Genomic DNA, 23,619 nt, shown 5'->3' on the forward strand with positions numbered 1-23,619 from the left:
GCGTGGCGTTTTTTCGGCAGCGTCGACGCGTGCTTCAAGCGTCGTCGCCGAGGGCTTCGTCAGTCCAGTCCGGCACACCTTCCGGCATGCTCTTCACGACCTTTGTGACGATGTACGTGAAGTACTTTTCGATGCCCAGTTCGTCAGTGAGCAGTGAATCGATAAAGCGCTGATAGTGGTCGATGTCGCGCGACATCACGTGCATTACGTAGTCGACGCCGCCGCCCGTTGCATGGCACTGCACGACCTCGGGCGAAGCGGCAATGCGTTCCTCGAAGCGCCGCATGTCTTGCGCGGTGTGCCGCGCAAGCGTCACCTCCACCACCACGCGCGCGCCCTTGAACGCGCGCAGCCAGTCGATGTCGGCGCGATAACCGCGAATCACGCCGCTTTCTTCGAGGCGCTTGACCCGCTCCCACGCCGGCGAGATCGACAGGTTGATTTCTTCCGCGAGACGCGACTTCGTGATGCGTCCGTCGCGCGCGAGAATGCGCAGAATCGCCAGATCGTAGCGGTCGAGCTTCATCGCGCTCAGACGTTCACCGGTATGCCGCGTTCGACGACATGGGCCACCACGGCCACCGTATCGCCGATTCGCACGAGCCCCGGAAAATGCCGTGCCGCGAGCAGGCCGCCGCGGCGCGCGCGATATTCGACCGGCGTAACGCCAGTACGCGACGCGTCGTAGACCCGCGCGATCACCTCGCCGCTTTCGACCATCTCGCCGAGGTCCTTGCACAACTCCAGCAGTCCATCGTGTTCGCTGGTCGTGAAGCAGGTGCCGTCAGGCATGTCGAGAAGTGTTGTGGTGCGCGTGGCTTCGTTGCCCGGCTCATGGCTTACGTCATGGCTTGCCTCCCGCGTGAGAATGCCCGCGTGCTGCAAGAAGCCGCGCACGCCGCGGGAGGCCACTGCCACGCTTTGCGCCGTCGCCGAGCCACCGCCACCGAGTTCCGTCGACACGAACACTTTGCCCGCTTCCTCGGCCGCGCTATCGAACAGGCCGACGCTATCGAGTTCCAACATCCGCATCGAATAAGGCGCGCCGAACGCTCGCATCGCCACTTCGCAGCGCGCCTGCTGACGCTCGTCCGGCAGCAGATGAATCGCGGCGAACGGAGCGAAGTTGAGCGTACGTCCGCCGGCATGCAGATCGAGCACATAATCGGCAAGCGGTAGCAGATAGCGCTGAAAATAATCGGCGATCTTCTCGGTTATCGTGCCGTCGGGCTTGCCGGGAAAACTGCGGTTCAGATTGCCGCGATCGATCGGCGACGTGCGGGTTCCCGCGCGAAACGCCGGAAAATTCATGAACGGTACGATGATGACGCGGCCCTTCACGTCCGCGGCTTTCAGCGTTGCTGCGAGCTTCGACAGCGCGATCGGCCCTTCATATTCGTCGCCATGGTTGCCGCCGGTGAGCAGCGCGGTCGGCCCGTCGCCGTTGCGGATCACCGTGATCGGAATCATCTCGGCGCCCCATGCGGAGGCGTCGTGCGAATGCGGCAGTTTCAGAAAACCGTGTTGTTCGCCGTGGGCATCGAAATCCACGGTCGGCTGAATGGGTGATGCGCGCATATGCACTACTCCTTCACGAACAGCTTGCGCGGTGTATTGCAGAACGTCTCCACACCGTTCTCCGTAATCAGGATGCTTTCGGTAATTTCGAGTCCCCAATCGTCGAGCCAGAGTCCCGGCATGAAGTGAAAAGTCATGCCGGGTTCGAGGACCGTCTTGTCCCCAGGGCGCAGGCTCATCGTGCGCTCGCCCCAATCCGGCGGATAGCTCGCGCCGATCGGATAGCCGCAACGGCTGTTCTTTTCAATGCCGTATTTATGCAGCATCGCGAAGAATGCGTTGGCAATGTCCTCGCACGTGTTGCCCGGTTGGGCCGCCGCAAGACCCGCTTCGATGCCTTCGACCACCGCGCGCTCGCCGTCGATGAAATGCTTCGGCGGCTTGCCGAGATACACGGTGCGCGACTGCGGACAGTGATAGCGCTTGAAGCAACCTGCGATTTCGAAGAACGTACCCGCCCCTTCGACAAACGGCGTGTCGTCCCAGGTGAGATGCGGCGCGGCGGCATCGGCGCCGGTCGGCAACAACGGCACGATAGCCGGATAGTCGCCGCCGTGGCCTTCCACGCCGCGAATGCCTGTCGAGTAGATCTCGGCTACGAGATCGTTCTTGCGCATGCCAGGTTCGATGCGCTCGACGATGTGCGCATGCATCGCTTCGACAATGCGTGCCGCCACACGCATGTATTCGATCTCGCGCGGCGACTTCACCGCGCGTTGCCAGTTCACGAGGCTCGTCGCATCCTGCCATTTCGCTTTCGGCAGATGCTTGACAAGCGAACGATAAGCCGCCGCGCTGAAATAGTAGTTATCCATTTCCACGCCGATCTTCAACGCGCCCCAGCCGCGCGCCTCGATCACTTCACGCGCAAGATAGTCCATCGGATGATGCACGGCGGACTGCACGTAGTAATCTGGATAACCAACTATCTGATCGTGTTGCATGAATACCGTGCGTTTCGCGCCATTCGCATCCTGGCCGCGGCCGAACCATACCGGCTCGCCGTCGAGCGCAAGCAGCACGCATTGATGTACATAGAATGACCAGCCGTCGTAGCCGGTCAGCCATGCCATGTTCGTTGGGTCGGACACGATCAGCAGTTCGATCCCGGCGGCCTGCATCGCCTTGCGCGTTTTGGCAATACGTGTGTCGTATTCCGCGCGTTCGAACGGCAATCGCACGGCCGGTGCCTGATCGTTCAGGTTGCGTTCCAGTTGTGTTGTCTCTGACATCGTCCCCTCTCAGCGCTTCACATCGTTACGAAAAATCATTCCTGCGTTTGCGGCACGCGCCCGCTGCAATGCAAGCGCGGCGATCGCCGTGTCCTGAGCGCCCGTGCCGGTGAGATCGCAGATCGTGACGTCGCTATCGGTCGAGCGGCCCACGGCCTTGCCCGCGATCACCTCGCCCAATTCGGCAATCGCGGCGTCGGCTTGTATCGCGCGAGCATTCAGCGCGTGATGCAGTTCGCCGAGCACGCGCGTCTGTTGCACGCGGTCGCAGATGTAGCGCGCGCCGGCCAGTGCGGCCGGCGCGATTTCGTTTTTGTGTTCGGCGTCCGAGCCCATTGCGGTGATATGCAAACCGGCGTGCAGATGTGCGGCTCCGACCAATGGCGTGCGGCTCGGCGTCGTGGTAATGGCCACGTCCGCTTCGGCGAGCGCGTGCCCGACATCGCGCGCGGCTTCGCAGCGCACGCCGAGTGTGGCGGTCGCTTCTTCGGCAAAGCGCTGCGCGTTGGCCGGGCTGCGGGCCCACACGCGAACATGTTCGACTCGGCGCACCAGCATCAACGCTTGCAGTTGCAGACGCGCCTGTTCGCCGGCGCCGAGCACCGCGACTTGCGGCGTATGCTGCCTGGCGAGCCAGCGCGCCGCGACCGCGCCGGCGGCTGCCGTGCGTACCGCTGTCAGATAGCCGTTATCGAGCAGTACCGCTTCGGTCAAACCGGTCTTTGCCGACAGCACCAGCATCAAACCGTTCAGGCTCGGCAAACCGAGCGCGGGATTGTTGAAGAAGCCGGGACTGACCTTGATCGCAAAGCTGTCAAAGCGCGGCAGATACGCAGTCTTTACGTCGACCTCGCCGTTCTGCGCGGGCAAATCGAGGCGCAGGATCGGCGGCATCGCGACATCTTCGGTTGCCAGCGCGAGGAAAGCCGCTTCGACCTGATCGATTACCGCGAGGTCGAGCGGCACGAGTTCGCGAAGCTGCGCTTCGCCGAGCAATGTGATGGACGTCATGGCGTTTGATAGGAATGGGATTGCGCGGGCATCGCACTAACGATGCGCCGATGCAGATTGATGTCGATGTTCGAGCCCGTCACGATGAGCACCAGCGGGCCGCGTTGGACACGCGAGTCGCGCAGCCTGCCGTCCAGCAGCGCCGCGATGCCGACTGCCGCCGCGCCCTCCACGACGAGCCGCTCCTGCTCGTAGGCATGCACGATGCCGCGTGCAATCGAGGCCTCGTCGAGCAGCACGGTGTGGTCGATAAAATCGCGTGTGAGCTGATACGTGTAGCGGTTTTCGAGTCCAATGCCGCCGCCGAGCGAATCGGCCAGCGTTTCGACTTCATCGACAAGCACAGGCCGCCCAGCCGCGAGGCTCGCATGCATCGCGGCGCCGCGCGCCATCGTCACGCCGCTCATGCGGATCGCGCTATCCGTGCTTTTGGCGGCGAATGCAACGCCGGCGAACAGACCGCCACCGGATAACGGCACGACAATATGCGCGACGTCCGGCAACGCTTCGACGATTTCAAGTCCGATGGTCGCCTGGCCCGCGATCACGTTGAGATCGTCAAAGGGCGGCACATAAGCAAAGCTCTCTTCGCGCACGAGCCGCAACGCTTCGTGCTCGGCGTCGTCCTGACTCTTACCGGCAATGCGCACGTGGGCGCCAAGCGCGCGCACCGCCTCGACCTTGTTCTCCGGTACGAGCGCCGACATGCAGACCGTCGCTTCGATACCGAGCGCGCGCGCCGCGTGCGCCACCGCACGGCCATGATTTCCCGTGGATGCGGTCACGACCTTGCGACAGCCCTGCTCGGCAAGTTGAGCGAGTGCGTTGGACGCGCCGCGCAGCTTGAAGCTGCCTGTCGGCTGCACGGTTTCGAGCTTGAGAAAGACCGGCATACCGGCGATTGCCGACAGGCTCGGCGATTCGATGAGCGGCGTACGGTACACGCGCCCCTCGATACGACGACGCGCGCGGTAGACATCGGCCAGCGACAGAACGGACATGAACGGCCCTGCACGAAAGGGTTCAATTCGATGCCGTCACTGCTGCGCGATGACTGAAGCGTCATGCCGGCTGTGGCCGCATCGTTTTCAATGCAGCCCAGTCTAATGTTCTAAAAAACGATTTCTATTGTCCTAGTTCATTTCGGGCGACGTTCTTGAAGACGCTGACGCAAGTCACGTGAAATCGTGCACCTGCGGATATTGTTCGAACACTTCGCGCATCGTCTCCAACGCGGCCTTATACGTTTCGTCGCTCACTTCAGCACCTACGCAGACACGCACTGCGTTTGGCCGATCCGCGCCGCGCACCAGAAACGGATCGGCGGAAGTCACGGCGATGTCGCGATTGCGCAGTTCCCTGACTAGCCGTTCCGCCTGCCAGTGCTCGGGCACGCGCAACCACGCGGACAAGGCTTGCGGATGGGCGCCGAGCACATAGCCGCCGAGCGTTTGCTGCAATAGCGCCTGGCGCCGCCCCAAACGTTCGCGCTGTATCTGCACCAGTCGCTCCGCGGTGCCGTCGACGATCCAGCGTGTCGCCACTTCCGCCATCGGCGACGTGGCCATCCAGCTACTCACGCGCAGCACGCTTTCGGCGCGCAGCGCGAGCCGCCGCGGCGTGGTCAGATAGCCGATGCGCAAGCCGGTCAGCACCGACTTCGTCATGCTCGTGCAGTAGAACGACAACTCGGGAATCAGGCTCGCAATCGGGGTCGCGGCCTTGGCGGGCAACGGGCCGTACACGTCGTCCTCGATGATGTACACGCCGTAGCGCTCCGCGATTCGCGCAATCGCGCGGCGCCGTGAATCGGGCATCATCGCGACAGTGGGGTTGTTCAGCGTGGGCGTGCAGACGAGCGCGCTGATCCGCTCGCTGTCGCACATCTCCTCGAAGTGTTCGGGGTGAATACCGTATTCGTCGATCTCCAGGCCCTTCAGCGTAAAGCCGAGCACATTGGCCGAGCCGATCACGCCGTGATCGGTCAGGCTTTCGCACAGCACGGTGTCGCCAGGACCCACGAGCGAGGCCAGCGCGAGGAAGATGCCGTGCGCGGCGCCATTGGTCACCAGCAGCGTATCCGCGGAAGCCGGCATGCCCAACGAAGCAAGCCACGCGACGCCCGCCTGCCGATGATGCTCGAAGCCCGCAATCGGACGGAACGCGCGAATCCACGGCTGATCGTCGAGTGTGGAAAGCGTCGCGCACACCTTGCGCCACATCGCGTCGTGCTCCGCCGTGTGGATGATCCGCGCAATCGAAAAGTCGACCACCGAGCGCTCGGCCGTGTCGAGCATATAGTTGGACATGGTCTCCGTGACGCGCGCCGCCACGAAGCTGCCGCGTCCCACCTCGCAGCGAATCAGCCCTTGCCGCTCCAGCTCCTTGTAAGCATTGGTCACGGTCTGCACGCTGATCGCCAGTTCGGCGGCGACATCGCGTTGCGGCGGCAGCCGCGCGCCCGCGGGCAGCGAGGCGCTCTCGATATCGCCCGCAATGGCCTTCACCAGCCGTTTGTATTTCGACTCCACGCCATGCACCGCGCGCACTGCATCACGCCACTGCTCAATCACCGCCGCCCTCCACCGTTCCACTGTTGCGAGCCCGTGTCACGAGCGCCTGTCCTGTCGTCGTATACCCTTGCTGCGAGCTGTGCCTACAAGCCCGCAATGCGACGTGCCAACGCCTCCCATACTGCCGCCAAACAGGCTGGGAAAATTATTGTCCTAGAGCAATCGCAATAAAAAATTGGCTTTGTATGCTGCATTCAGGGTTACGGCGCGAGGCCAATGAAGCGCGGGTATCGCCGGCCCTTCGCCTTGCCGCGCGCAGGATGCGCCGCGGCATTCACACGCCATTCATCACGCCACACAACGGAATCGATATGAAAGCGAAGCGCACTTCAGGATTGCTGGGAGCCCTCTGCGTCGCCGCGGCGACTCTGGCCATGCCGACGCAACATGCGTCGGCGGAAACGACGTTGCAGCGCATCCAGCGCACTGGCGAAGTGCGTATCGGCTATGCGAATGAAGCGCCGTTCGCATACACCACGCCGGACGGCAAAGTGACCGGCGAATCGCCGGAAATCGCCCGAAAAATTTTCGCGAAGATGGGCGTGAAGAAAGTGGACGGCGTGCTGACGGAATGGGGCTCGCTGATTCCCGGTCTGCGCGCGGGGCGTTTCGACGTGATCGCGGCGGGCATGTACATCACGCCGGAGCGCTGCAAGCAGGTCGCCTTCGCCGATCCGCAGTATCAGATTCAGGACACGCTGCTGGTGCTCAAAGGCAATCCGAAGAATCTTCACAGCTATGGCGATGTCGGCAAGCAGCCCGACGTCAAACTCGCAGTGATGGCCGGCGCGGTGGAACTCGCCAATTCGCGCGATGCCGGCGTGAAAGACGCGCAGCTCATGCAGGTGCCCGACACGACCGCGCAATTGCAAGCCGTGCGCGCCCGCCGCGCCGACGCCGCGGCCGGCACCGCGCTGACCATGAAGGGCCTGGCCGCCAAAGCCGCCGACCAGGTCGAGGCCGTCGTGAAGTTCACCGACGATCCGAAGCACACCGGCTATGGCGCGCTCGCGTTCCGTCCGGAAGACGCGGATCTGCGCGATGCGGTCAACAAGCAATTGCACGAGTGGCTCGGCACGGCAGATCATCTGCAAACCGTGGCACCGTTCGGCTTCGACAAAACGAATGTGACAACGCGCACCGCCGCCGAGATTTGCGGCAAGTAAGCGAATCAAGCGAGTCGCACATCGCACATTGCGCATGCCGGCAAACGCCGGCCCTGAAGTTAAAGGCGCGTGTCATGCACGCGCCGTCATGCAAGCGAGGAACCGCCATGCGTGAACTGTATCCCCTGCTGCTCCAAGGCACGCTTGTGACGATCGAGATCGCCGCGTGTGCCACCGTGCTCGCGATCGTGATGGCGTTCGTCGGCACTGCCGCCAAACTCGCGCCGTGGACGCCGCTGCGCTGGCTCGGCAATGCCTACGTCGAAATCTTTCGCGGCACCTCGTTGCTGGTGCAACTGTTCTGGTTTTTCTTCGTGCTGCCTCTGCCGCCGTTTCGCATCGAGATGACGCCGTTCACCGTTGCGATCGTCGGACTCGGTTTGCACTATGGCGCGTACGGCTCAGAGATTCTGCGCGGCGCGTTGCGTTCGGTGCCCGGCGGTCAGTTCGAGGCCGCGCTCGCGCTCAACATGTCGCCGCTCGCCAGAATGCGCCGTATCGTTCTGCCGCAAGCGATGATCAACGCGCTGCCGCCCGCCACCAATCTGATGATCGAACTGCTCAAGGGTACGTCGCTCGTATCGCTGATCACGCTGTCGGACCTGACGTTCCGCGCGCGTCAACTTGACGAGGCGACCTTCAAGACCGCCGAGATTTTCATGCTCACGCTGGTCATCTACTTCGTGCTCGCGCAGATTCTCGTCGCGCTGATGCGGCATTTCGAACGCCGGGTGAGCCACGGCATCATCCAGAGGGCCGTCCGATGAACAGCTTCTTCGATTTGCATTACGCCGCGCAGATTCTGCCTGCGCTGTTGCGCGCGTCGATGTACACCATCCTCATCACGTTGATTGGTTTTGCAATTGCGCTGGTGCTCGGGCTCGTGCTGGCCGTGCTGCGGCGCAGCCCGGTCAAGGCGGTATCGCGGACGGTTGGGTTTATCGTCGAATTCATTCGCAGTACGCCGTTGCTGATTCAGGTGTACGTGCTGTTCTATGTGCTGCCGGTGTACGGCATCACCATGTCCGCGTTGACGGCGGGCACCGTGGGCATCGCGCTGCATTACGCGTGCTACACGTCGGAGGTGTATCGCGCGGGCTTGAACGGCGTTGCGCGCGGCCAGTGGGAGGCGGCCTGCGCGCTGTCGCTGTCGCCGTGGCGCACGTATAGCGGCGTGATTCTGCCGCAGGCCATTCGCCCGGTGATTCCCGCGCTCGGCAATTATCTGGTGGCGATGTTCAAGGACACGCCCGTACTCTCGGCGATCACCGTGGTCGAACTGATGCAGCAGGCGAAGAACATCGGCTCGGAGACCTTTCGCTATCTGGAGCCGATCACGCTCGCGGGCATCTTCTTCCTGCTGATCAGCGTGACGTTCGCGCACCTCGTGCGGCGGCTCGAATACGGCCTGAGGTTGCCATGACCGTGAAGACCGACCTCGATGCCCTCACCCCGCCCCATTCGGCCTTATCCGTGGAGAACCCGATGAAACGAGACGATCCCGCTTCCGTACGCGACCCGCAGGCCGGCGCGCCGGGCGAGGCGCCGATGGTGCGCTTCGCCGGCGTGACGAAGCGCTATGGCGCGCTCACCGTGCTTGACGAACTCAATCTGGAAATTGCCCGCAACGAGAAAGTCGCGATCATCGGCCCGAGCGGTTCGGGCAAATCGACGCTGTTGCGCGTGCTGATGACGCTCGATCCGCTGACCGGAGGCATGATCGAAGTGGATGGTGAACCACTCACGCATATGCACAGGAATGGCGTGCTGGTGCCGGCGTCGCTCAAACACCTGCGGCGTGTGCGCAGCAAGATCGGCATGGTGTTTCAGAGCTTCAATCTGTTTCCGCACATGACGGCGCTCGCCAATACCATCGAAGCGCCAATGCAGGTGCTGGGCCTGTCGCGCAAGGAAGCCACCGAACGCGCTCGCGATCTGCTGTCGCTCGTCGGGCTCGAGGATAAGTGCAACCACTATCCGTCGCAGCTATCGGGCGGACAGCAACAGCGTGTGGCCATTGCACGGGCGCTCGCGATGCGGCCGAAGGTCATGCTGTTCGACGAAGTGACTTCCGCGCTCGACCCCGAGCTGTGCGGCGAAGTGCTGAACGTGATCCGGCGCCTCGGCAGCGAACACAATCTGACGATGCTGATGGTCACGCATCAAATGGGCTTTGCTCGCGAATTCGCGGACCGTGTGTGCTTTTTCTCGCAAGGCAAGATCATCGAGCAAGGGCCGCCGCAGCAGTTTTTCAGCGCGCCTCAGCATGAGCGCACGCAGCAGTTCCTGCGGGCGGTGAAGGAAGCGGTGTGATGCCGTCAAGCTTCGCTCTTGCTGCGGTCATGCAGTGCCGCGACGGCCGCGGGCGATTTCCTCGCCCGCGTCGTGCGGCAGACGTGCTGTAACCGGAATGGACATGAACGAGAACAGGCCGACCACCACAAACGCCGGCCAGAAGTCCGAGAACACGATGCTCGAATGACCCTGCACGTTGTGCGAAATTTCCAGCACGATTCCCGCGATGGTCACGCCGAGCCCCAGCGAAAGCTGCTGGATCACGCTTGCGACGCTCGTCGCGCGGCCCACGTCGCGGCTCGGAATGTCGGCATACGCCAACGTGTTCAACGACGTGAACTGAAGCGACGGAAAAAAGCCGCCGAATAGCACTACACACCAGATCAACCAGTGCGGCGTGCCGGGAAAGAACAGGCCGTAGATCGCGATAGCCACGCCCGCGCAGCCCGCGTTGAACATCAACACAGTGCGAAAGCCGAAGCGCCGAAGTATGCGCGCGGTCGCCGCCTTCATGAAGATCGAGCCGAATGCCGACGCGCACGTGATCGATCCCGCCACGAACGCGGTCATGCCAAGGCCTTCCTGCAACGCGAGCGGCAACAGAAACGGCACGGCGCCGAGACCGATGCGAAAGAGCGACCCGCCCGCCACGCTCGCGTGAAAACTCGGAATACGCAGAAGGCGCAGATCGAGCACCGGCAACTCCACACGATTCGCGTAGACCACGTAACCCACCAGCAGTACGACACCCACAGCACACATGCTGAACGACACAATGTTTGGCACGAGTTCGCCGCCCACCAGCGAGAGCCCGAGCATGAACAGCGACGCGCCGCTCGCGGACAACAGAAAGCCGGTCCAGTCGAGCCGGCCAGGATGCGCTTCGCGCACGTTGGCGATGTGTTTATTGGCGAGCCAGATACCGAGCAAACCGATCGGAATATTGACGAAGAAGATCAGGCGCCAATGCAGATAGGTCGTGATAAAGCCGCCGAGCGGCGGGCCGACTACGGGGCCGAGCAGGGCGGGCACCGTCAGATAATTGACCGCGCGTATGAACTCCGATTTCGGCACCGAACGGAAAATGATGATGCGCCCCACCGGCACCATCATCGCGCCGCCAATGCCTTGCACGAAACGCGCAACCACGAACATGCCGAGCGAAGTCGACGCCGCGCACATCAGCGAGCCGGCCATGAAGATGCCGATGGCCGTGCGAAACACCGTGCGCGAACCGAAGCGGTCCGCGACCCAGCCGCAGACCGGAATGAATACACCGAGGCCGATCACATACGCGGTGACGGCCAGCTTCAGCGTGATGGGATCCTGACCGAGATCGCGCGCCAGGACGGGCAGCGACGTCACGATGACCATGCCGTCCACGTTTTCCATGAACATCGCACACGCGACGATCAGCGGAACAATGAAAGCGCCTAAAGCGAAAGGCATTAGCAGAGCGACGTTTTGCAAGGCCGTCGAGATAAAGCGTCGATTATGGCATTGCAGCGGCAACGAATGTTATCGCGCGAAGCCTTCTTGGATAACCCTCGAATGACGAAGAGCCGGCATCGAGCCGGCTCTTCGCGGCACGTCGTGCGCGACCTGCATGACGTGTAACGTGTGACGCGTAGTGAAACTCAGCGCGACGCGCTGACGAGCGGCTGCAACTGCGGCAGGATCTCGGTGGTCGCGCGGGCGACGTCGTTCGGGAAGTCGATTTCGATCCACGGCGCGCCGGTCACGTCGGCGGTATCGAACACCTGGCTGCGCTCCAGCAGCAGATCGCGCACGGCTTCTTCGTGCGGCATGTTGGCCCGGCCGCTGTCGATATAGCCCGCCACGATTTCCGTAAAGCGCTGCGCGGTTTCCTGGCGGAAGCGGAAGAAACCCACCGACTCGCCGATGGTGTCGTACTCGAGATTGACCGCGAGCTGCTTGCGCAACTCGACGGGCACGCCGTCTTTCAGGCACAGCTTCACGGGCTCGTCGCCGGCTTCGAACTCGCGGTCGATCAACAGACGGTTGACTGTGTCGCCCGCAACCAGCGCGGCCAGAATGCGCTCGTCGTAGAGCACGTCGGCGTCCATCAGCAGCACGTCGCCGCCGCGCGTCAGCGCCTCGGCCACCGTGTGCACCGTCAGCACGCTGCCCAGGCCGTAACGCGTGTTCAGCACCGTTTCAACCTTGTGCGGCCAGTTGATGCGCGCCAGTTCCGCCTGCACCGACTCGGGCTGAAAACCGAGCGCCAGCACGACGTCCGTCACGCCGGCGGTTTCGAGCATTTGCAGATGCCGCTCGAGCAGGCTCATGCCGTCGAACTGCAACAGGCACTTCGGGAACTGGGCTTCCGGCGGTTGCTGGAGACGCAGGCCGAGGCCCGCAGCGAGGATGATGGCACGCATGCGCGGTCCTTTGAAAAGATACGGAGTTTAATCGACAGCGGGAACGCGCCCGAGAGCACGCCGCCTTTGCCAGCTTCGTTCGCTGAAGTGCAAGACCAGCAGACCCGGCAAGCCTAGCAGGATTTCGCGTGCGCGCTTGGTGAGCGACAACGCGAGCGCCGCGTCGGGCGGCAGGCCCACCAGCGGCGCCAGCAGCAGATAGCCGCCCTCCTGCACGCCGAGCGAGCCGGGAATCATGAAGGCAGCGCCACGAATGGCCTGACCGACGCTTTCGAGCAGCAGCGCGTCGACCCAGTCGAGGGGATGACCCAGAAAGCGCAGCGCGAGCCACACTTCCACCGTGCCGACGATCCAGCCCGCGAGGCTCAGCGCGAAGCTCGCCGCCACGCGGGCGCGCTCGCGATACATGGCCTGCACGGCGGCGTCGACGGCTTCGGCGCGCGTCATCAGGCCGGACCAGTCGCGCTTGCCGAATACCCTCGACAGCATGCCGAGCAGCCGGCCGAACAGTCCGCGCCGTTGCGCAAAATAAAAGCCGACGATCATCCCGCCGAGCACGGCGGTCGCAATCAGGGTCGCGGTTCGCAGGTCATGCAGCGCGCCGTGCGCGGCGTACGCGCCGAACATCAACAGCCCGAGCAGCGCGAAAACAATCTGCGCGAGCGCCTGCGCGGTCGTGCTCACCGTGATGGCGGCCGCCGCGTCGCGCATGCGCATGCCGCGCTGCGAGAGCTGCCGTACCATCACCACCGGCCCGCCGATCTGGCCGGCCGGCAGCAGACTATTCACCGATTCGCCGATCCAGCGCGCGAACAGCCCGTCGCGCAGCGGCAGATCGTGATGCACGCCGTCGCGGCGCCGCCGCAACAGCACGGAAATCGCGCCGGCGTCGAGCGCGAGCGGCACGACGTGGAACGCGGCGACGAGCGCAAGCCCCCAACCGGCCGCGAGCAGCGTCGACGCAACCGAACCGAAACCCTGCCACGCGAGCAGGCCGACAAACAGCGCCGTCCCGATCGACAGCAGAATCAAGGCCGCGCGAGTCATGCGCGGTCCTTGCCGCGGGTTTTCGCCTGAGTCATCTGGCGAAACACCTGGCGGAAGCCGAAATACGCGATTGCATCTTTCATGTTGGAAATCAGACGGCGCCACGGACGCATGTTCGGGTCCGTGACGTATTCAAAGGTGAGCGACACGCGCATTTCGTTCGGGCCGGCGGGCGTGATGCGATGGCGCAGCTTGTCGCCGTCGAAAAACACCAGCCCGCCGGGCGGAATCTGCACCGAGCCCGGCTCATCCGGCACATCGGGATTGCGCGTGTGCAGTTCGTAGTCGAGCCGGCACGACGATTCGTCGATCACGCCGAGCAACAGCGTGTAGCGACGGCCGTCGTAGTACGAAGTATCGTAGTGCCAGCCGATGTGATCGCCTGGCCGCGTGTAGTAGTACAGCGCGTACGCGTGCGGATCGTCCGCCGGCGACACTTGCAGCTTGTCGCCGCTCAGTTGCTCCAGCCAGCCGATCAGTTCCTGCGAACGGTACAGTTCTGCGATGAACGGCGCAAGGCGGTCGATCGTATGGCGGCTTACGCTGCCACCCTGCTTGTGGCCCGGCAGATAGTTGCGGTTGACTTCGTCGAGCAGCGCCCGCGCGCTATGCACGAGTTGCGCGGTCACTTCCGGTGCCAGAAAATCTTCCAGATAGAGGAAGGCGCCCTGATCGGCAAAGGCCTTGCGCAGACGCGGATTGTCGAATGTGCGGGTGCGGCTCGCGACCGCACGGTCAGCATCCGGCGCCGCCGGTGCGGTCCGCAAGTCGGCCACTGCAGGTTCAGCGGAAATCGATGCGGCCACGTCCTCTTCGGCGTGTGTACTCGCATGTGTACTCATTTGCCGGCCCACACTTGATGCGTTTCCGCAGTTCCGGCGACGGGCTTCGCCGTACGGCGCACCACGCGCCAATAGTCGATCATGACCCACACCGCAAAAAGCGGCGCACCGATCGAGGCGACTACGACGAACGGCATCACGACGCTCGTCAGCGTGACGATGGGCAGCAGATACAACACGTCTTCCGTTTCGAAGCCGCCGACCGCGGCCTGCTTCGTACCCGCCTTGCCCGCCATTTCCTCGATGCGCATGCGCAGGAAGAAAATCAGTGCGACGGCGATGCCGGCGAGAGCGCCGAGCCAACCCGGCGCGACCGCGAGTCCGCCGATATTCGAAGCACCCGCGCCGATGCCCATGCCGATGAACAACATGACGGTGACGAGCGCATCGCAAGCGAGGTCGTAAAAATGACCGATGCGGCTCGACTTTCCGCCGATGCGCGCCAGTTCGCCGTCGGTGTGATCGACGAAGTTCGACAGCACGATAAGAACCGCACCCGCATTGGTCCACGCGAACCCGCCGCGAGCGAGGCACAGCGCGCCTGCCACTCCGATCAGGAGACGCAGCGTAGTCAGATGATTGGGGGTGACTCGCGTGTTCACGAGCGGCGTCACGAGTCGGCGGGCTAGCCGCGCGTCCCAGGTTCTGGGCGGCGGAACATTAATTGGAGTTTGGGGTCTCGAATTCATAACCCGGAAATATATACGGGATCGCGAAAGATTGCTTTCTTCCCGTTAGTTTCTTTGCGGTTCGTCGGGCTTGGGAACGCATTGCCGACTAGCCATCCGTGAAGCAGGATTTGCCGAATCGCGATAAAGTGCGAATCCTGTTGCGCCTGTCCCGCCGGATCACTTCGATGCGCAACGTCTTCGCGGGTTGCCTGGCTTCTGCCTCTTGCCGCGCCGCCCGTTGCGAACACACTACATCGCGCTACATCGAATATGCCGTCGTCCAAGCTATGAAACGCATTTTTCCGTCTGCCGCATGGCGTGCTTTTCTCTTCGCCGTACTCGCTCTCGCGACCGGCGCGCTGCCGCTCGCGAGTCACGCGGCCGCTCTCGATACGCCGCTCGCCTGCAATCAAAGCGGTCATCAGTTCATTGCCGATCTCGCCGCGCAACAACTGATCGATCCAAAGCCGACGCGCGTCGAAAGCAATTCGATCAACGCATTTTCTCCTGCGCAAGGCGCGGACCTGACCGCGTTCGGGTTCCATATATTCGCGGTGGTCGGTTACGAGAAGGACGATCCCATGTTCCGCGTGGGAGAAGGCGAGCCGGTCGCGAGTTCGGCCTATGGTGTCGTGGTATTCGGGAGCGAATCAAAGGTCCGGAACGCGGTGACGGCAGCCGGTGGCACGGCGATCGTGCACCGCGTCGCGCCGCTCATCACGGCGATTTTCTGCAAGCGGAGCTGAGGCGGCGCTTCGCGTACGCGTGCCGCCTCGCCTGATGGCTACAGCTTGACCGACGTCGGATCGGCCGTCAGATAACCGACCGTCGCGCCGAACCGGTCTTTATAGTTGGCGCGCACGAGCGGATCGAGTGTGGATTTGACCTTGTCGTGCAACGGACTTTCCCAATCGCCGACGTGCTGGAAGTTGCTCATCACGTAGGTCCAGCCGTTGATTTCGTCGACGGCGTGCAGGCCCGTCGATTCCGCGCCCGACGGACACGACAGCACGCGCGAAAGCGTCTTCGTATCGACGTTGTACGCCCACAGGAAATTGTTCACGTGCATGCCGCTGTCCTCGCCGATGAACAGCGTGCGCAGCTTCTCCGAGAACTTGAGGTTGTCCGGGTTGGCGATACGGTCCGGGTTTGCCGTGTTGCCGAGCGCGTCGGCGGTTGACAGATCCTCGCCCACCAGCGCCGCGGGCGCCGCCATATCGACCGGCACCCAGTCGCTATTGATCGCGCCGCCGCTGCGGTCGAGCTGGCCGCCCTTCATGTTGAGCGCGTAGACCGCGCCGGCGCTGATGGCCTTGTCGACCGCCACGTCCGTCGACGCAGCGTTGCCCCGCACCATCGACTTCTCGACCCGCGACATGGCCGAATACAGCACCTTGTCCTTGATATTGACGGTCGTGCCTTCGAGCTTCGTGAAGCCCACGCTGCCCGCCGGCCAGCGCGGCGTAGCGGTGCGTCTCGAGGAAAGTCGCTGCCTTCGTCATGCCCGGCTTCACGCGAATCCAGTTGAATGTGCCGTTGAAGTTGATCTTCGTGTACGACGTGTCGGCCGGATTCGTGGTCGCGACGTCCATGATGTCGCTTGCGGTCAGCGTGTTCGCAAGCGACTCGATTTCCGCGCTGGTCGCATGACCCAGGTTGATCCACGAAAGTGTCGCCGCGCCCGCGCCGCTCGACGACACCTGCGTCCACTTCGCGACGTACAACGTGCCAGCCGACAGATCGGCCTCGCGGTCAGCAACGAACATGAAGAGGCCGCCGTTGGTGGCGTCATCGCCCATCAGCACGGTGCGCCTATCAGGCATCACCTGAACCAGTTCGTGCGAGATGCGGCCGAGGCAGTAGTGCTTCTTGATCGAGCCGGTGCCGTCAGGGTTGACGGTGACTTCGGGCAGATGACCGTAGTGATATGGATTCGCCGTCGTTTCGCTGCCGAACAGGTTGCGGCTGAAGCCTTTGAACTGGCTGTTGGTGGCGATCGTCGTCGCGTCGGGCTCGTACTCTTCGCTCGACAGATGGGTGTTCCACGGCGACAGGCTCGCGCCGCAAGTGATCCACAAACCGTGCACCTTCGATGTATCGACGTTGTGATAGCCAACTAGCGTGAGCTTGCCGGTGGCCGGGTCCTGATCGAGCGTGAGGACGGCGATCGGCGACGGCAATTGACCGTACATCGACACCAGGCTCTGATCGCGCGTCGCGTATTCGAACTGCACGACCGCGAACACGGCGTTGCCCTTGATGCCCTTCACGGTGGGATTGTCGAGGCGGATCAGCGAACTGCCATCCGGACAATCGGAGTAGAACTGGCGCTCCTTGCCCGCAACCGATTTGTCGATGATCGGCTGATTGTTGATGTCAAAGTAACCGCCCGCGAGAATCGTCCCGCCCTGGATGTTCGCCACGCTGTCGCCGGTGATGAAGAACGGCTGATACGAAAGCTTGAACGTGCGGCTGCTGCCGTCGCTCAATTGCACGGTCAGTGTTGAGCCCACAGTCGTTTTCGCCATCGCGGCGGGGTCGGTCAGCGTCGGCGCGGTCATCGCGCTAAAAGCCGCGGACATGAAGTTGGCGGCCGGCTTGACCGTGCTCGCCACATCGTTGCTGCCGCCGCCGCAGGCGCTCAACATGGAAGCCGTGGCGAACCCGCCTAACGGCAGCATCGGTACGCCGGCGAACAGTTTCAGGGCCTTGCGGCGGGAAGGGTCGAACGGCTCTGCCATGTTGTCGTAATCCTGGTTGTGGGTGACGTGGGTGACTCACAGCCGGCACGACTCGGATTAAAACCGCATGGTTCGCACTCGCGCCGCTATGACGCGAGGATTCTATGAAGTGAATGTGAAAGTATATTGACAGGAATTGGTAATACTTCGACTCAGGCCCGCGCGGTTCAGACGTGGACTTCAGCCCGGACGCCGGAATTCATTCTCGACCCACGCGGAAGCGCTGGCCTTGCTCAACTTGAAACTGGGCGCCACTTGCACTTGCGCGAGCGGTTCGCCGAATGTGTCGAGCGCGGTCAGCAGCGCGTACGGCTCGTCTTCATCCGGCACGATGTCGAGCGTGATGTCGAGTTCGCCGTTGCCATCCGCACTCGACACGCGCACCTCCTTGTGAAGCTGCGCGCGTAATTGCTGCTCGTGACGGCGCAACACTTCAGACGCGGTTTTCACGAGCGTGTTGAACGCGCCCGTGTCGAGCGGCTTGGGATCTTTCTTGTTGCGGCCCATGGTCCATGGACCGACCAGCGCGGGTTCCGCTTCGCCGTCCTTGATCATTTCGACGGCCCAGCCTTCGTCGTCTTCGTTCTTGATGACGCGCGCGGTCCAGCCGTCGTCGCGCCAAAGACGCGCTTCGTGCAGCGTTTCGGGCTCGGCGTCGACCTGCACGGTGTCCATTGCGGACGAGCCTTCCGTCGCGGGATCAGCAGCGTTGTCGGACGATGGAAGGGTTGGATCGGTCATTACAGGTTCACTCACTTTCGCTGGACGGAAAACATATATCGAGCATGCGATTCTACCTGCCCCGTCTGTACAGGATGCGTCCCTCTGACGAACGGACAAGTCGCCGCGGGTATTTCGCGCGTGTATTCGAACAACCAGGGCGGCCATAGCAACTGACAGCAAGGCAGCGGTTCGGTGTCGACCACGTACTCGGCTTGCGCGGCAGCGAAGAGCTGGGCGGCGATCAGCACGCTGGCGCCGCCGTCGACCGGCAATCAGGCTGCCGCGGCTGTCGGCTTGCGTCACCGCTTCCAGGCTTCCACGCAGTGTTTGCAGCGCGGACGCACCGATTCGCGCTCTCGGTGAACTCGCGCGTGACAAGATCGCGCTGCGCGTTTTCCATGAGCGAGAGGTTTCAGCGTGTAACGAAGGTCACCGCTCAAGCGTGTGCTGGGTATACTCGGGCGGTCCGCTTTCTTCATCACGATTGCAACGTGCTTGCAACGCGGCGGGATGGCGGCTTCGTCGCGAAGCAAGCTTTTGCGTTGATTGCTGGATTGATCGCGTTGTGCTTCGCCCGCGCCCCAAGTTCCCGCACATGACCGGGGACGCCGACGACCTCACCATGAAACGAACCTTCCTGCTTGCTCCCGCTGTTGTTGCCATTGCCATTGCCACGCTCGCGGCTTGCGGTTCCTCCAGCGGGCCTGCCGCTCGCGACGCGTCGCAGCCCATGATCTACGTGTCCTCGCAGCGCGCGCCCGCCTATATCGCCCATTGCCTCGAAAGCCGCTTGTCACGCGCACACGTGTCGCGCGTGGGCAGTGCGACCGAGATCGCGGTCGGCTCCAGTTCGAACAACTCGTACTTCGTCACGCTGACGCCCTCGAACGCCGGTTCCGTTATCAAGGTGGTGCGCCCGGTCGATGCGCCAGACGATCCACCTGAAGAGGAAATGCGCTTCGATATTGCGCGCTGCGTGACCTGATGCCCTTCGTTCATGCACGCTTCGCTCGTGCTTGACGTGCCACGCCGGCACGCGATTTTTTAATCGACGTCCCGGCTATTTTTTTGTCCGCTCATCTGCGAACATAGGCGCCCTTTGTTCTTCATGCGGCGCGCTGCGCCGTGAGCTTTAATGGCATCCAGCAAAGCACATCATGCAACCGGTTTTGCGGCCGGCGTCATCGCGGCGGCCCTCGTCGCGCGCAGCGGCGGCGGCCCCGGTGGCGCACCTTATATCGGCATGCTAATGAGTTTTATCGCCGGGGTTGCGGGCAGTACGGCGCCGGACTGGCTCGAAGTCGCGTGGTGGTCGCGCGCGCGACGCCTGTGGATCACACATCGCACGTTGACGCATTGGGGCATCGGCTGGATCGCGTTGCTCGCGGTGTCATATCGCGAGCTTGGGCATTCGATCTATGCAGCGCCCGCGTTCGGCTTCGCGTGCGGCGGCCTGATGCATCTGCTTGCCGACTGGCCAAACCCGCTCGGTGTGCCGTGGATCGCCGGACGGCATTCGTTGAACCTCTGGAATAGCGGACACTGCGATCTAATTGTGGTCGCCGCCTCGTGGGTCGCGGCGTGGTGGGTCGGTCAGCATGTGGGGCTGCCTGGCGTGCATGGGCTTGAGCTGTTGCAGCACTTGCGCTTGTGAGCCACGGATTGAAACACGACGGTTGAAACACGCCGATTGAAACGCGCGAAGCATGCCGCCTATCAACGCATCGCAGCAGCGTAGTTCGCGGGCGTGACGCCGAGCAGGCGCACGAAAGCCCTCGTCATGTGGCTCTGATCGGCAAAGCCAGCGGCGAGCGCGGCGTCAGCGAGTGATGCACCTCGTGCGATCAACTGCCTCGCCGACACAACGCGCCGCTGCATCCGGTATGCGTGCGGCGGCAAACCTACTTGATGTGCGAAACCTCGCAGCAACTGAAAGCGGCTCATGCCGGCTTCATCGGCGAGATCGGCAAGTGTGAGCGGCGCGGCGGGATCGTCGTCGATGCGCGCCTTCGCTCGCGCAATTGGCCCGACGGAATGCGACGGCAAAGCCTGCGCATGACGGGTCGCATGAGCGGAAAGCAGATGCGCGAGCAGTTCGAGCAAAACATGTTCGCGCGCCAGGTCATCAGGCACGGAAGGCGCCAGCACGGCCACGGCAAATAATCGTTCGAAGAGACGCTTGAGCAACGGATCATGCACCACCGGCTGCGTGAGCTCGATTTCGCGCGCTGCCGCGCCGCTCAATTCGGTTGCCGCGCCGGCAAGCATCGGCGGCTCGAAATACAGCATGCGCCACACGCGGCCACGCTCGTCGAGCGGACTGCCATCGTGCACTTCACCGGGATTGACCATGATCGCGTCGTTCGCACGCGCTTCGACAGGGCCACGGCCACTCGCCGATTTATGCCCGCCGCTGACAATCACGCCAACGCCAAAACGGTCGTGGGAGTGACGCGGAAACGCATGGGCGGTTTCGGCCATGGTTGCTTCGATGCCGGCAATCGCGCAACGCGGCATGTGGACGCGCCCGCGCATTTCAGCGCCGCCCCTCTTCGCCGCGCTCGCCTTCGCGGACCTTGCCTTGCGACACGCTGCTGCCCGGCGGCACGCTATGCGTGAGCCACACATTGCCCCCAATCACCGAGCCTCGCCCGATGGTCACTCGTCCGAGGATCGTCGCGCCGGCGTAGATCACGACATCGTCCTCGACGATCGGATGCCGCGCATTGCCCTTGATGAGCGCGCCGTCGATATCCGCGGCGAAGCTCTTCGCACCGAGCGTCACCGCCTGATACACGCGCACGCGCTCGCCGATGATCGCGGTCTCGCCGATCACTACGCCCGTGCCGTGGTCGATGAAAAAACTCGGCCCAATAGTCGCGCCGGGGTGAATGTCGATGCCGGTTGCCGAGTGCGCAATCTCGTTGATGAAACGCGCGAGCAGCGGCACGCCGAGACGATGCAACGCATGCGCGAGACGGTGATGCGTCATCGCCCATACACCCGGATAGCAGAGCAGAATTTCGGTGATGTGCTGCGCGGCCGGGTCGCCGGTAAAAGCCGCCTGTATGTCGCTCACCAGCAGCGCGCGAATGCCGGGCAACTGCGTGCCGAATTCGCGCGCGACGTCGAACGCACGCTCGCCCAACTCCGCCTCGGGCGTTTGCGCGTGTTCGGGCAGAAACCGCAGCGCACGGCGGATCTGTTCCGCGAGCAGACGCAACGTGCTTTCGAGCGTGTGGCCGACGTAGTAGTCGACGGTTTCGTCAGTCAGATCGGGCGCGCCGTAATGCGTGGGGAAGAGCGCCGCACGCAGGCCGGCGACGATGTCGACCACCGCGTGGCGCGACGGCAATTCGCGAATGCCGAGCGGATGCCGGGTGCGATGCAGTTCCTCACGCGACGCACGCAGGTCGGCGACGATCTGTTCAAGGCCCCAGTTATGGGAAGGCACGTTAGGCATAAGAGGACAGCGCCGCGCGATGAGCACGGTATGGAGTGATTGTCCCGAGAGATTACCGCGTTTTGCCGCGGCTCGCGCAGCCTCGCGCGAAGGCGCGGCGTGCGCTCAGATGGTCAGACTGCTCGCGTCGATCCAGCGCATTGCCCAGTCGCGCGCATGCGCGATGGCGGCGGCCTCGTCGTGAAAGCGCAGATCGGTAGGGAAAAAACGGTTGGCGACCAGTTCGCCGTCGCTCGACCGCGAAATGACCACGTAAGGTTGCCAACTGCCGTCGCCGACACGCGCCGGTGCGCAATTTAACAAATAGCCGCGATGTGTGAATGCAGCATCGAAGTGCATGTGTCACCCGCCCTGACGGCCCCGTAGAATGTTTTGAGTAAGCGCGCGTTCGTCGCGCCGGTCCTGAACAAACAGCAGTAAGAATCGCGATTACAGCGTCCCGATTACAGCGCTTGAATCACAGCGCTTCGCTCGCCGGAGTATGATCATACTCTGTAGAAAATGCGCGTTCATTAAAAAAAACGAAAGGCGCGCGCACGCAATCGCCTTGGGAAAGGAACGGACTTTGCTGTCTCTCACCTGACCTCTTGAAAGGAGAATGCATATGAACAGCGATATCAGCAAGCCAGCAGATGCGATCAAGCAGGCGGGCACGCGCGGTCCGCGCACCGCTGAACTGCACAACGACCGCACGCACGACAGCACGGTCGACACCGACGGCAAGAATCACGAGGCCGCTCGCATCGCTGGCCAGAGCCCGATCGCGCCCGACGAGATCACCACCAGCAACGCAACGCTCAGCAACAGCGTGCCCGAAGCGCTCGACGGCATGGCCGGATTCGACAGTCGGCCTGGCGGGAATCATCTGCTGCTGGCGCTTGAACCGGGCTATACGGTAATCGATAAAGGCATGATCGAGCCGCAGGGTGCCTATTCGGCGGATCATCAGTTCGACGATCCCCGGGCGATCGGCAGCCGCAATGAACGTGGCCGCATTCATTACGCCCTTAATCATTTGCGGCCCACGCGCGTGATCGAAATACATCGGGTGAAATAATCACTCGCTGCGCTGCGTTTGAATGATCGCGACAGGGCGTATTTGTAAGCAGATTTGAAAGCGCGCACCGTTTAAATCGCGGTGCTCTTTTTATCGCTTGTCGCCGATTAGAAACTTGGGGTTGCAAGACCTGCTCGCCACCGAGGCTTTTTCCGCTGCCGAGCGCAGCGCACAATTGGCTGCACGTCAACTCACGGAGCAGCAGATGAAAAAGATCGTCGTGATCGGCGCCACGGGCACGCTGGGCCAGGCAGTGAGCGCGGAGCTGAAGGCTCGCCATGAAGTCATCGAAGTCGGCGCGACGCGCGGCCAGTATCAGGTGGACAGCACAGATCCGGCGAGCGTCGAGCGTCTCTTTCGCGACATCGGCAAAGTGGATGGCATCGTCACTACGACCGGCAAGCTGCACTTTGGCCCGCTGCCGCAGATGAGCATCGAACAGTTCTGGGTCGGGCTGCGCGATAAGCTGATGGGGCAGATCAACGTGGTGCTCGCCGCGCAGAACTATGTGAACGACGGCGGCTCATTTACGCTGACGAGCGGCATTGTCGGCGACGAACCGATTCGCGAAGGCGCAAATGCGACGACCGTCAATCTCGCGCTGGAAGGATTCGTGCGCGGCGCGGCGATCGAGTTGCCACGCGGCATCCGCATTAACGTCGTGAGTCCGACCGTGCTCACGGAATCGATGGACGCTTATGCGCCCTACTTTCGCGGCTTCGAACCTGTCACCGCACAACGCGCGGCACAGGCCTATTTGCGCAGCGTCGAAGGCGCGCAAACGGGCCGCGTCTATCGCGTGGGATATTGATTGCTCG

24 protein-coding genes and 1 pseudogene are annotated in these 23,619 nt (G+C 62.9%); 9 read left to right on the forward strand and 16 right to left on the reverse strand.

Annotated elements, in window-relative coordinates; genetic code table 11:
• Positions 1 to 34: 34 nt before the first annotated feature.
• From C0Z16_RS27500 to ehuR, 6 genes are all read right to left on the reverse strand, one after another.
• Complete coding sequence (locus C0Z16_RS27500) at positions 35 to 526, reverse strand: Lrp/AsnC family transcriptional regulator (RefSeq protein WP_102635215.1); 492 nt, start codon at positions 524 to 526, stop codon at positions 35 to 37.
• Positions 527 to 531: 5 nt separating this feature from the next.
• Positions 532 to 1,578 (reverse strand): N(2)-acetyl-L-2,4-diaminobutanoate deacetylase DoeB, encoded by a 1,047-nt coding sequence (gene doeB, locus C0Z16_RS27505; protein ID WP_102635216.1) that lies wholly within the window; start codon positions 1,576 to 1,578, stop codon positions 532 to 534.
• A 5-nt stretch (positions 1,579 to 1,583) separates the two neighbouring features.
• On the reverse strand, positions 1,584 to 2,810 hold the full coding sequence (gene doeA / locus C0Z16_RS27510; protein WP_102635217.1) for an ectoine hydrolase DoeA: 1,227 nt from the start codon (positions 2,808 to 2,810) through the stop codon (positions 1,584 to 1,586).
• 9 nt (positions 2,811 to 2,819) lie between these two features.
• Positions 2,820 to 3,821 (reverse strand): cyclodeaminase, encoded by a 1,002-nt coding sequence (locus C0Z16_RS27515; protein WP_102635218.1) that lies wholly within the window; start codon positions 3,819 to 3,821, stop codon positions 2,820 to 2,822.
• Positions 3,818 to 4,822, reverse strand: a complete 1,005-nt coding sequence (gene eutB, locus C0Z16_RS27520; RefSeq protein WP_102635219.1) for a hydroxyectoine utilization dehydratase EutB — start codon at positions 4,820 to 4,822, stop codon at positions 3,818 to 3,820. Before eutB ends, C0Z16_RS27515 begins: the two co-directional genes overlap by 4 nt.
• 174 nt (positions 4,823 to 4,996) lie before the next feature.
• Complete coding sequence (gene ehuR, locus C0Z16_RS27525) at positions 4,997 to 6,394, reverse strand: MocR-like ectoine utilization transcription factor EhuR (RefSeq protein ID WP_102635220.1); 1,398 nt, start codon at positions 6,392 to 6,394, stop codon at positions 4,997 to 4,999.
• A gap of 311 nt (positions 6,395 to 6,705) precedes the next feature.
• Here ehuR and ehuB point away from each other — a divergent pair, with 311 nt between their 5' ends.
• From ehuB to ehuA, 4 genes are all read left to right on the forward strand, one after another.
• On the forward strand, positions 6,706 to 7,560 hold the full coding sequence (ehuB, locus tag C0Z16_RS27530; RefSeq protein ID WP_102635221.1) for an ectoine/hydroxyectoine ABC transporter substrate-binding protein EhuB: 855 nt from the start codon (positions 6,706 to 6,708) through the stop codon (positions 7,558 to 7,560).
• Between the two features lie 107 nt (positions 7,561 to 7,667).
• Entirely contained in the window at positions 7,668 to 8,327 is a 660-nt protein-coding gene (ehuC, locus tag C0Z16_RS27535; protein WP_102635255.1) for an ectoine/hydroxyectoine ABC transporter permease subunit EhuC, read from the forward strand.
• Complete coding sequence (gene ehuD, locus C0Z16_RS27540; RefSeq protein WP_102635222.1) at positions 8,324 to 8,983, forward strand: ectoine/hydroxyectoine ABC transporter permease subunit EhuD; 660 nt, start codon at positions 8,324 to 8,326, stop codon at positions 8,981 to 8,983. Before ehuC ends, ehuD begins: the two co-directional genes overlap by 4 nt.
• Positions 8,984 to 9,045: 62 nt before the next feature.
• Positions 9,046 to 9,873: an ectoine/hydroxyectoine ABC transporter ATP-binding protein EhuA gene (gene ehuA, locus C0Z16_RS27545; protein WP_279635083.1), complete on the forward strand. Its 828-nt coding sequence runs from the start codon at positions 9,046 to 9,048 to the stop codon at positions 9,871 to 9,873.
• A gap of 27 nt (positions 9,874 to 9,900) precedes the next feature.
• Here ehuA and C0Z16_RS27550 read toward each other — a convergent pair whose 3' ends face one another.
• From C0Z16_RS27550 to C0Z16_RS27570, 5 genes are all read right to left on the reverse strand, one after another.
• Positions 9,901 to 11,304, reverse strand: a complete 1,404-nt coding sequence (locus tag C0Z16_RS27550) for an MFS transporter (protein WP_102635224.1) — start codon at positions 11,302 to 11,304, stop codon at positions 9,901 to 9,903.
• A gap of 188 nt (positions 11,305 to 11,492) precedes the next feature.
• Positions 11,493 to 12,257, reverse strand: coding sequence for a phosphocholine cytidylyltransferase family protein (locus C0Z16_RS27555; RefSeq protein ID WP_102635225.1), 765 nt, complete (start codon positions 12,255 to 12,257; stop codon positions 11,493 to 11,495).
• A gap of 27 nt (positions 12,258 to 12,284) precedes the next feature.
• A complete protein-coding gene (locus tag C0Z16_RS27560; RefSeq protein ID WP_102635226.1) occupies positions 12,285 to 13,304 on the reverse strand; it encodes a lysylphosphatidylglycerol synthase domain-containing protein in 1,020 nt (339 codons plus the stop codon).
• The gene (locus tag C0Z16_RS27565; protein WP_102635227.1) at positions 13,301 to 14,146 is read right to left on the reverse strand and encodes a HalD/BesD family halogenase; all 846 of its coding nucleotides are present in this window, start codon (positions 14,144 to 14,146) and stop codon (positions 13,301 to 13,303) included. The genes C0Z16_RS27560 and C0Z16_RS27565 overlap by 4 nt, the downstream gene beginning before the upstream one ends.
• Positions 14,143 to 14,835, reverse strand: coding sequence for a CDP-alcohol phosphatidyltransferase family protein (locus C0Z16_RS27570; protein ID WP_102635228.1), 693 nt, complete (start codon positions 14,833 to 14,835; stop codon positions 14,143 to 14,145). Before C0Z16_RS27570 ends, C0Z16_RS27565 begins: the two co-directional genes overlap by 4 nt.
• Positions 14,836 to 15,104: 269 nt before the next feature.
• Between C0Z16_RS27570 and C0Z16_RS27575 the strand changes: the two genes are divergently transcribed.
• A complete protein-coding gene (locus C0Z16_RS27575; RefSeq protein WP_102635256.1) occupies positions 15,105 to 15,563 on the forward strand; it encodes a hypothetical protein in 459 nt (152 codons plus the stop codon).
• 38 nt (positions 15,564 to 15,601) lie between these two features.
• On the opposite strand, the pseudogene C0Z16_RS27580 reads toward C0Z16_RS27575, so the two are convergent.
• Both C0Z16_RS27580 and C0Z16_RS27585 read right to left on the reverse strand, forming a co-directional pair.
• Positions 15,602 to 17,558: pseudogene (locus C0Z16_RS27580) on the reverse strand (PhoX family protein).
• Between the two features lie 180 nt (positions 17,559 to 17,738).
• A complete protein-coding gene (locus tag C0Z16_RS27585) occupies positions 17,739 to 18,299 on the reverse strand; it encodes a hypothetical protein (RefSeq protein ID WP_102635229.1) in 561 nt (186 codons plus the stop codon).
• A 604-nt stretch (positions 18,300 to 18,903) separates the two neighbouring features.
• Between C0Z16_RS27585 and C0Z16_RS27595 the strand changes: the two genes are divergently transcribed.
• Together C0Z16_RS27595 and C0Z16_RS27600 are read left to right on the forward strand one after the other, a co-directional pair.
• Positions 18,904 to 19,266, forward strand: a complete 363-nt coding sequence (locus tag C0Z16_RS27595; RefSeq protein ID WP_102635257.1) for a sugar ABC transporter ATPase — start codon at positions 18,904 to 18,906, stop codon at positions 19,264 to 19,266.
• Positions 19,267 to 19,416: 150 nt separating this feature from the next.
• Complete coding sequence (locus tag C0Z16_RS27600; RefSeq protein ID WP_102635230.1) at positions 19,417 to 19,935, forward strand: metal-dependent hydrolase; 519 nt, start codon at positions 19,417 to 19,419, stop codon at positions 19,933 to 19,935.
• 62 nt (positions 19,936 to 19,997) lie between these two features.
• Here the strand turns inward: C0Z16_RS27600 and C0Z16_RS27605 are convergent, their stop codons facing one another.
• The 3 genes from C0Z16_RS27605 to C0Z16_RS27615 form a co-directional block, all read right to left on the reverse strand.
• Complete coding sequence (locus tag C0Z16_RS27605) at positions 19,998 to 20,762, reverse strand: AraC family transcriptional regulator (protein WP_244201377.1); 765 nt, start codon at positions 20,760 to 20,762, stop codon at positions 19,998 to 20,000.
• Between the two features lie 55 nt (positions 20,763 to 20,817).
• Positions 20,818 to 21,744 carry a serine O-acetyltransferase EpsC gene (epsC, locus tag C0Z16_RS27610; RefSeq protein ID WP_102635231.1) on the reverse strand — a complete coding sequence of 309 codons (927 nt, stop codon included), beginning with the start codon at positions 21,742 to 21,744 and terminating at the stop codon, positions 20,818 to 20,820.
• 105 nt (positions 21,745 to 21,849) lie between these two features.
• Positions 21,850 to 22,083 (reverse strand): hypothetical protein, encoded by a 234-nt coding sequence (locus C0Z16_RS27615; RefSeq protein WP_102635232.1) that lies wholly within the window; start codon positions 22,081 to 22,083, stop codon positions 21,850 to 21,852.
• Positions 22,084 to 22,348: 265 nt separating this feature from the next.
• On the opposite strand from C0Z16_RS27615, the gene C0Z16_RS27620 reads away from it, so the two are divergent.
• Entirely contained in the window at positions 22,349 to 22,801 is a 453-nt protein-coding gene (locus C0Z16_RS27620) for a DUF3005 domain-containing protein (RefSeq protein WP_102635233.1), read from the forward strand.
• 175 nt (positions 22,802 to 22,976) lie between these two features.
• Positions 22,977 to 23,612 (forward strand): short chain dehydrogenase, encoded by a 636-nt coding sequence (locus C0Z16_RS27625; RefSeq protein ID WP_279635084.1) that lies wholly within the window; start codon positions 22,977 to 22,979, stop codon positions 23,610 to 23,612.
• The last annotated feature ends 7 nt before the right edge of the window (positions 23,613 to 23,619 follow it).

Source organism: Paraburkholderia rhynchosiae, assembly GCF_002879865.1.
Classification (GTDB): Bacteria; Pseudomonadota; Gammaproteobacteria; order Burkholderiales; family Burkholderiaceae; genus Paraburkholderia; species Paraburkholderia rhynchosiae.

Coding starts and splice junctions, on each gene's coding strand:
- doeB (WP_102635216.1), bottom strand. CDS start 1,578: ATGCGCGCATCACCCATTCAGCCGACCGTGGATTTCGATGCCCACGGC.
- C0Z16_RS27585 (WP_102635229.1), bottom strand. CDS start 18,299: ATGACCGATCCAACCCTTCCATCGTCCGACAACGCTGCTGATCCCGCG.
- C0Z16_RS27570 (WP_102635228.1), bottom strand. CDS start 14,835: ATGAATTCGAGACCCCAAACTCCAATTAATGTTCCGCCGCCCAGAACC.
- C0Z16_RS27500 (WP_102635215.1), bottom strand. CDS start 526: ATGAAGCTCGACCGCTACGATCTGGCGATTCTGCGCATTCTCGCGCGC.
- C0Z16_RS27560 (WP_102635226.1), bottom strand. CDS start 13,304: ATGACTCGCGCGGCCTTGATTCTGCTGTCGATCGGGACGGCGCTGTTT.
- C0Z16_RS27550 (WP_102635224.1), bottom strand. CDS start 11,304: ATGCCTTTCGCTTTAGGCGCTTTCATTGTTCCGCTGATCGTCGCGTGT.
- C0Z16_RS27600 (WP_102635230.1), top strand. CDS start 19,417: ATGGCATCCAGCAAAGCACATCATGCAACCGGTTTTGCGGCCGGCGTC.
- ehuA (WP_279635083.1), top strand. CDS start 9,046: ATGAAACGAGACGATCCCGCTTCCGTACGCGACCCGCAGGCCGGCGCG.
- C0Z16_RS27605 (WP_244201377.1), bottom strand. CDS start 20,762: ATGGCCGAAACCGCCCATGCGTTTCCGCGTCACTCCCACGACCGTTTT.
- eutB (WP_102635219.1), bottom strand. CDS start 4,822: ATGTCCGTTCTGTCGCTGGCCGATGTCTACCGCGCGCGTCGTCGTATC.
- C0Z16_RS27515 (WP_102635218.1), bottom strand. CDS start 3,821: ATGACGTCCATCACATTGCTCGGCGAAGCGCAGCTTCGCGAACTCGTG.
- C0Z16_RS27595 (WP_102635257.1), top strand. CDS start 18,904: ATGAAACGAACCTTCCTGCTTGCTCCCGCTGTTGTTGCCATTGCCATT.
- C0Z16_RS27565 (WP_102635227.1), bottom strand. CDS start 14,146: ATGAGTACACATGCGAGTACACACGCCGAAGAGGACGTGGCCGCATCG.
- ehuD (WP_102635222.1), top strand. CDS start 8,324: ATGAACAGCTTCTTCGATTTGCATTACGCCGCGCAGATTCTGCCTGCG.
- C0Z16_RS27575 (WP_102635256.1), top strand. CDS start 15,105: ATGAAACGCATTTTTCCGTCTGCCGCATGGCGTGCTTTTCTCTTCGCC.
- C0Z16_RS27615 (WP_102635232.1), bottom strand. CDS start 22,083: ATGCACTTCGATGCTGCATTCACACATCGCGGCTATTTGTTAAATTGC.
- ehuB (WP_102635221.1), top strand. CDS start 6,706: ATGAAAGCGAAGCGCACTTCAGGATTGCTGGGAGCCCTCTGCGTCGCC.
- C0Z16_RS27620 (WP_102635233.1), top strand. CDS start 22,349: ATGAACAGCGATATCAGCAAGCCAGCAGATGCGATCAAGCAGGCGGGC.
- epsC (WP_102635231.1), bottom strand. CDS start 21,744: ATGCCTAACGTGCCTTCCCATAACTGGGGCCTTGAACAGATCGTCGCC.
- doeA (WP_102635217.1), bottom strand. CDS start 2,810: ATGTCAGAGACAACACAACTGGAACGCAACCTGAACGATCAGGCACCG.
- ehuC (WP_102635255.1), top strand. CDS start 7,668: ATGCGTGAACTGTATCCCCTGCTGCTCCAAGGCACGCTTGTGACGATC.
- C0Z16_RS27555 (WP_102635225.1), bottom strand. CDS start 12,257: ATGCGTGCCATCATCCTCGCTGCGGGCCTCGGCCTGCGTCTCCAGCAA.